The following is a 6,286-nucleotide window of genomic DNA, read 5'->3' as shown; positions in this document are numbered from 1 at the left end:
TAATCCAAATAGCTTATATCCGGTTCCCTTATTACTTTCTCAAGTATATTTAACGCATCTTTATCCCCGTATTTAGCCAGATATGAAGCATAAACCATTTTATTGTCTGGGGATGATAGAAATGCATTAACTAACAAATTATATATCCTCTTATCCCCCTTAAAATTAGACAATATATCTATAAATACCATTTTTACTGCTGCAACTGTAGTATGTTGGATAGCTTCCAATATCGGTTCTTTGACTAACTCCCCTAAATTTATCAGAGCTCCTGCAGCATAGTCTACAAGCTGGCCCTCTCCTTGTTGTTGTTCTATCAAATTTATATATTGTTTTAAGGATTTTTCAGTACTAACCTCAACTAATAAACTTGCCGAAATAATCCTTAACTCTTTAACATTATTTTCATCACACACTACTTGCATCAATCTATCTTCACAAGCTGAGCCCATGTCCGCTATCCTATCTAACAATAAATCAGGAACATTGTAATCAGAATTAACATACTTAACCAACATCTCAATGAGTATATCCGGACATAAAATCGAATCAAAATATTCCAATGGGGAAATATTTTTCAGCCATTTTTGAGGAGTTTTTACCCATTTTAGATACAATTCGGGTATTTCTTCCTCCATATCTTCTACATTTTGATACTTTCGTAAATTATCCTTCATCCATTCTTTAATATAGAGCTTAAATTTGCCATCAAAATCAATGATATTCATCGACTATACTTCCTCACCTTTAATCAATTTAACCAATAATCTGTATCTTCTAGATAAAGTTGATACGCTTATTTTATAATATCTCGCAATCTCCTTTTGTGTCATTTGAATCCCTTTTTCCCTACAATAGTAATATTCAAAAGCTGCCGCTAAAACATCTGGATTTAAATTTCCCGGGCGTTTGAAATTATCTCGGGATTTAATTACTATTTTCCAAAGTTCACGTATCAACTCACTGTCTAAATCCTCATATCTATCCTTCATGCTATTTATAATAAAATTGCAAATATCCTCTTTTTTTGCCTTCCTAGCTGGTTTTCCCCTTTTGCAAACTTTTACTTCTACATATTCTCCCTTCATAAATGCTATATAAGGACCTTTAGCCCCTTTTTTGCTCAATATTTCAAGTGCGATTCTCTTTAGTTTTGTTCTTTCATCTGGTCTCTTTATAAACTCTTTATATATCGGCTCACATTGTTCTCTGTCCAAATTTCCCAACAAATTCAATATTCCTGCTTTGATATCATTATTATAAAGATCCAGTCCCCAATGCAAAAGATCCCTTATTTCAGCATCCTGCTCCCACTTTCTTTTGAAGTTATTTTTTGAACAGGAAAATAAATTATTGATCAATTTGATTCTTCTAATAAATTCTTCTTCAGGTACTTGATACTCGTAATTTAAAGATTTAGGAGCTTTCCCTGTCTTCAATGCTTCCATAGCTTGGTTTCTATAATACAGTGCAATAGAGTCGTGTTTTTTTATCCTAATTATTTTATCCCAACAATCAATAGCCTTCTTAAACTTTTTTAATCTCATATAGGAAACGCCTAAATAATGTAAAATTATACAATCATAAGGCTTCTGATAAGCAAGGGTCTTTAAATATTTATTGGCCAATTCGTTACATTCTAGTTTACAAGATGTAACACAAAATTTATATAGATAATCTATGTCACTTTCATCCTTAAGCAACCTTTCGGCTTTTCGCATAAAATATTCACTGCTTTCATGTTGTCCTATTGCATTATAAAAAATAGACAGATTACAACACGCATTCAAATTATCCGGCTGTGCTTCAATAACCTGCCTGCTTATCTCTATTGCCTTATTTATATCAAATATATAATAATAGGCTATTGCTAAATTATTCTTCACATCAATCATTGAACTGTCAATATCAAGGGCTTTTTCCATGTTTTTGATAGCTTTGCTATATTCACCTTCTACCATCAGCTTTCTTCCTTTGCTGATAAGAGTATACATTTCCCTATATTCATCATCCACCCTTTTTATCTCGTTTATAATCATTTGCTGGGTTTCCAATACATTAAGGATATTAATTACATAATCATAGTAGTCCCCGTCAGGATCTAATTCTATATACCTATAAAAACAATCTATAACCTTTTCATACTCACTAAGAGCTAAATAATTACACCCCATAAGATAATAACAATAAGGACAATCCAGATCCTTACTTATTATATGAAACAATATATTGTTGGATTGATGAAAAAAATCCATATCAGTCAAAATAGTAGCCAACCTAATCTTATAATCTAAATTTTTAGGTTCTTTATCTACCGCTTTTCGATAAAACTTTAAGGCATTGATGTAATCATTCCTAATAAAGTATTTTTCTGCAAGTTTGTAGTGAAAGTCCCCATCCCTATTGAAGGATAACACCTTTTTTCGTTTCATTTTACTACGTACTCCCAATCTGTTTTTATTCATCAAATTTATTATACACTATTTTAACTTAAAAAACTAAAATATAAAAACCCAAACTGCACAAGTTCGGGTTTTTGATTTCATAGTTATTTATTTATTGCCATTTTCACATCTACAAGCTTATATAGATTTTACATTAGCTGCTTGCAGTCCTTTTTCTCCCTCCACTATATCGAATTCAACTTCCTGGCCTTCCTGAAGAACTTTGAATCCGTCCATATCTATTGCTGAATAATGTACGAATACATCATCTCCGTCTTCCCTTTCAATAAATCCAAAGCCCTTTTTGGAATTAAACCATTTAACTTTACCTGTTGACATAATAAACATTCCTCCTACAAACTTTAAAAAATATTATTTATTAGAGTTTATCATAAAGTATATATGCTGTCAAATGACTGTTTTTTGATTTTTTACAACAAAATTTATTCTTTCCGAACATTCGGTAGGGTTTTCAAAACCAAAAGCTTCATAAGTGTCAACATCGTCAAATCCTGCCTTGTGTAAAGATTCCAATATTTGATCTATAGTATATGCTCTTTGATAATGGGTTTCTTCTTTCCTGATATAATGCTCCCCCTTATTGATAAAAAAAGTAAGATAAAATTCACTCTGATGGTTTAGCTGATCATAATAATTCTCCCATATATATGAAACTTGCTGATAGCTTTCTGCAAATGTATTGCAACCTATGATATCCTTCAATTTATAGCGTGAATTGATATCGAATATAAAAATACCATTATTATTCAATGATTCCTTTACTCTCCTGAATAATTGCTCTATTTTTTCATGTTCAAGTATATAATTTATGCTATCACATAAACACAATATAAGATCAAAGGGTTTATGCACTTCTAATTGTGTAATATCCTGCTGTATAAAACGTATATCCACACCATTTTGTACAGCCTTTTGTTCAGCTATATTCAACATATCAGCGGACATATCCACAGCTGTTACATCCAACCCCATTTTAGCCATCCTTATACTCATATTCCCCGTCCCACACGCTAACTCCAATACACTTTCAGGCATAAAGTCGTTTAGTTTTAATATCTGTTGTATATAATCAAACCATCCATCATAGTCAACATCCCTCATCAGATAATCATAAAAATATGCAAAATCCTCATATATAGGCATATCATTCACCTTTCTGCTATGAATAATTTTTTATTTTAATTATACCTTATTAATGCTAATATAATCTATATTTAAGTAATAAATACAGCAGTATCGGGAGCATATAATACCCTTCGTGCTCCGCAATCTAGCGCAAATGTATAATGCGCTACATTAGTCGCATCTCCGGGTATTATATGCTCCCTTTATAAAGTTTGAATTTAAGTATCGAACAGGAACTGATATACATAAGGTTATTGAACTGCTCATGAATATTCGACTAAAATACAAAGAACCATTCTTTCATAAAAGAACGGTTCTCCCTTCATTTATTAGCTGCCTTTTTTTGCTTTTTCAATTTTGTTACAACCCCGCCAATCCTTCCGGTCTCCTGTGCCGTCAGGTTAGCCCATCCTTTACTTTTTACTTTGTCCAAAAGTCCTAATTGCTGCGCTGCTTTATACTTCAAACTATTATTTGTAATATTTGTCGGTTTCCCTTTGCCCATAGCATCACCTCTGATGATAGTATATGGTAAAAAGAAGATTTTATACTATTCTTGATCGTTTTGTTCCTGTTTATCCGGCTCTTGAGGTTTCATCAGTTCATCAAAAACATAATTTGCAAAGGAGTTTATTATCAACCCTACAAAACTTATAGTAAAAACAAATATGAGTATGATAGTCAATGGAATATAAGTGCTGAAAAATATTATCGCTGCACATAACAAAGCTATTAAAAATGTATAAGGCAGCTTTACAACGGTAAATATAAAAGCATTCTTATATATATCTTTCACAGACAGCTCATATGATACTAACAGAGGAAATATATATACATTCATCATAAAAAATACTACTGCTATTCCTATCATTAAAAAAAACAACACCATAAACAAAGTATTATTGTTCACCGCCATCTGCCTGTAAAAGTTCAAGTTTACCCTGAATAAAATGTAGAGCACCACATTTATCAGCATTATCGCTATACTGGGCTTTAAATCCCGCAAAGCAGCCTTTTTAAAATCACTCCACACCCAGGCATGTTCATCTTGTGCAAACTTCTTCAGCACATAGGTAAGTCCTGCAGTGGCAGGTCCCATGACCACAGCAGATACCAGCAAAAAAATATACGTCAAATCAAATTTCACAAATCCCTGCAGCGTCATAAAGATAGCAAACAAAGACAAACAAAATACAGAATACAACAGATTCAGCTGTATCAACTTCCAAAACCGTACCGATAGTACCTCAAAGAAAAGTTTGATCCTGCTCTCACTATATATATCTTGTTTTGTTATTTCTTTTTTTCTAGGATTTCCATAGTACATCTTATTAAAAAAATTTCCAAACATAATAATGCTCCTTTTATTTAGTCTTTATATTAATATTTTAACAATATGATAGTTTCACTTCAACTTATACTAGATATTCTTTTATTAAATCTTTACATGTCTGAACCCCTTTTAAAAGGATAGCTTCATCAAAGTTGAATCTATTGCTGTGAAGTGGATGAATAAAACCTTTTTCTTCGTTCCTGCTACCTAGCATCATAAAGACTCCTGGCACTTCTTGCTGATAAAACGAAAAGTCCTCCGCTATCATAACAGGATCAACCTCTATTATTGAATCAGGTATGATATTTTTAACCTTATCTGTAAGAGCTCTGTCATTTATTACTGCAGGATATCCACCATAGTCGATAAATTCGGTTTTGGAACCATGAATCATATCCATTGCTTTTGTTACTTTTGTTATTTTTTGTTTAATCATCTCATGGACTGTATCGTCAAAAGTCCTCATAGTCCCCTCTAATAAAGCATTTTCAGCTAAAATATTTCTTGTTTCTCCCGCCGTAATTTTCCCTATGGTAACAACAGCACTTTTTAAAGGATCAGTATCTCTACTGACTATTCCCTGCAATGCATTTATCAGCTGGGATACTATCAATATAGTATCTGTCCCTTTATGAGGCATAGCCCCATGAGCGCTTTTGCCTTTGACAGAGATATCAAAATCAGTCAACCTTGCAAAAAAAGGACCAGGAATTACTCCTATCATACCCTGTTCCAGCTCCGGGAAAATGTGGAAACCATAAATTTCATCTACCTTAGGATTTCTCAATACCCCTTCTTCTATCATAAGCTCTGCCCCTCCCGGCTCCTCCTCAGCCGGCTGAAAGATCAGCACTACATTAGCATTAAGTCGGTGCTTATATTTCATGAGAAGATTTGTAAAAGCCAATATGATAGACATATGTCCATCATGCCCACATGCATGCATCTTTCCCTCATGCCTTGAAACAAAATCATTCTTGTTCTTCTCTTCTATTAACAGAGCATCCATATCTGCCCTAAATGCTAATGTTTTATGTCCTTGCCTTCCCCTTATAACGGCTTTAATGCCGGTTTTACCTAATCTGCTTATCTCCGAACATCCTAATTGTCTTAGATATTTTACAATGTATTCACTGGTCTTAAATTCTTCAAAACCTATTTCAGGTATTTGATGAAGTTCTCTCCTCAACCTACAGACCTCTTGTTTTAACTCCAAAACATCCTTTTCCAATTTCATTTGACGCCCTCCCACTTTGTCAAACAATTATATATATTATACAGTGTTTGAACTATTAGTGGAAGTTTATTTTTAATTGTAACAGGGATGAGAACAGAATCATAAAATGTATTTGATGTTGACTTG

Annotated in this window: 7 protein-coding genes; all 7 read right to left on the bottom strand. The window is 32.9% G+C overall.

The features are described from left to right. On the bottom strand, positions 1–728 hold a 728-nt coding region (locus PHP06_05685; protein MDD3840048.1), incomplete at its 3' end, for a hypothetical protein. Between the two features lie 3 nt (positions 729–731). After that, complete coding sequence (locus PHP06_05680) at positions 732–2,432, bottom strand: tetratricopeptide repeat protein (GenBank protein MDD3840047.1); 1,701 nt, start codon at positions 2,430–2,432, stop codon at positions 732–734. Between the two features lie 150 nt (positions 2,433–2,582). Further along, complete coding sequence (locus tag PHP06_05675; protein ID MDD3840046.1) at positions 2,583–2,783, bottom strand: cold-shock protein; 201 nt, start codon at positions 2,781–2,783, stop codon at positions 2,583–2,585. A gap of 69 nt (positions 2,784–2,852) precedes the next feature. Further along, a complete protein-coding gene (locus PHP06_05670; GenBank protein ID MDD3840045.1) occupies positions 2,853–3,608 on the bottom strand; it encodes a methyltransferase domain-containing protein in 756 nt (251 codons plus the stop codon). 304 nt (positions 3,609–3,912) lie between these two features. Continuing rightward, the gene (locus PHP06_05665) at positions 3,913–4,095 is read right to left on the bottom strand and encodes a small, acid-soluble spore protein, alpha/beta type (GenBank protein MDD3840044.1); all 183 of its coding nucleotides are present in this window, start codon (positions 4,093–4,095) and stop codon (positions 3,913–3,915) included. A gap of 45 nt (positions 4,096–4,140) precedes the next feature. Further along, positions 4,141–4,941: a hypothetical protein gene (locus tag PHP06_05660; GenBank protein MDD3840043.1), complete on the bottom strand. Its 801-nt coding sequence runs from the start codon at positions 4,939–4,941 to the stop codon at positions 4,141–4,143. A gap of 64 nt (positions 4,942–5,005) precedes the next feature. Beyond that, positions 5,006–6,160 (bottom strand): amidohydrolase, encoded by a 1,155-nt coding sequence (locus PHP06_05655; protein MDD3840042.1) that lies wholly within the window; start codon positions 6,158–6,160, stop codon positions 5,006–5,008. Between the last annotated feature and the right edge of the window lie 126 nt (positions 6,161–6,286).

The organism is Clostridia bacterium (assembly GCA_028698525.1).
In the GTDB taxonomy this organism is placed as follows: Bacteria; Bacillota; Clostridia; order JAQVDB01; family JAQVDB01; genus JAQVDB01.
The sequence above is the reverse complement of the archived record's forward strand: the minus strand, read 5'-3'. Positions and strand labels throughout refer to the sequence as shown.

Excerpts from the sequence above, each read along its gene's own strand:
- PHP06_05680 (MDD3840047.1), bottom strand. The coding sequence starts at position 2,432 with ATGAAACGAAAAAAGGTGTTATCCTTCAATAGGGATGGGGACTTTCAC.
- PHP06_05675 (MDD3840046.1), bottom strand. The coding sequence starts at position 2,783 with ATGTCAACAGGTAAAGTTAAATGGTTTAATTCCAAAAAGGGCTTTGGA.
- PHP06_05670 (MDD3840045.1), bottom strand. The coding sequence starts at position 3,608 with ATGCCTATATATGAGGATTTTGCATATTTTTATGATTATCTGATGAGG.
- PHP06_05665 (MDD3840044.1), bottom strand. The coding sequence starts at position 4,095 with ATGGGCAAAGGGAAACCGACAAATATTACAAATAATAGTTTGAAGTAT.
- PHP06_05660 (MDD3840043.1), bottom strand. The coding sequence starts at position 4,941 with ATGTTTGGAAATTTTTTTAATAAGATGTACTATGGAAATCCTAGAAAA.
- PHP06_05655 (MDD3840042.1), bottom strand. The coding sequence starts at position 6,160 with ATGAAATTGGAAAAGGATGTTTTGGAGTTAAAACAAGAGGTCTGTAGG.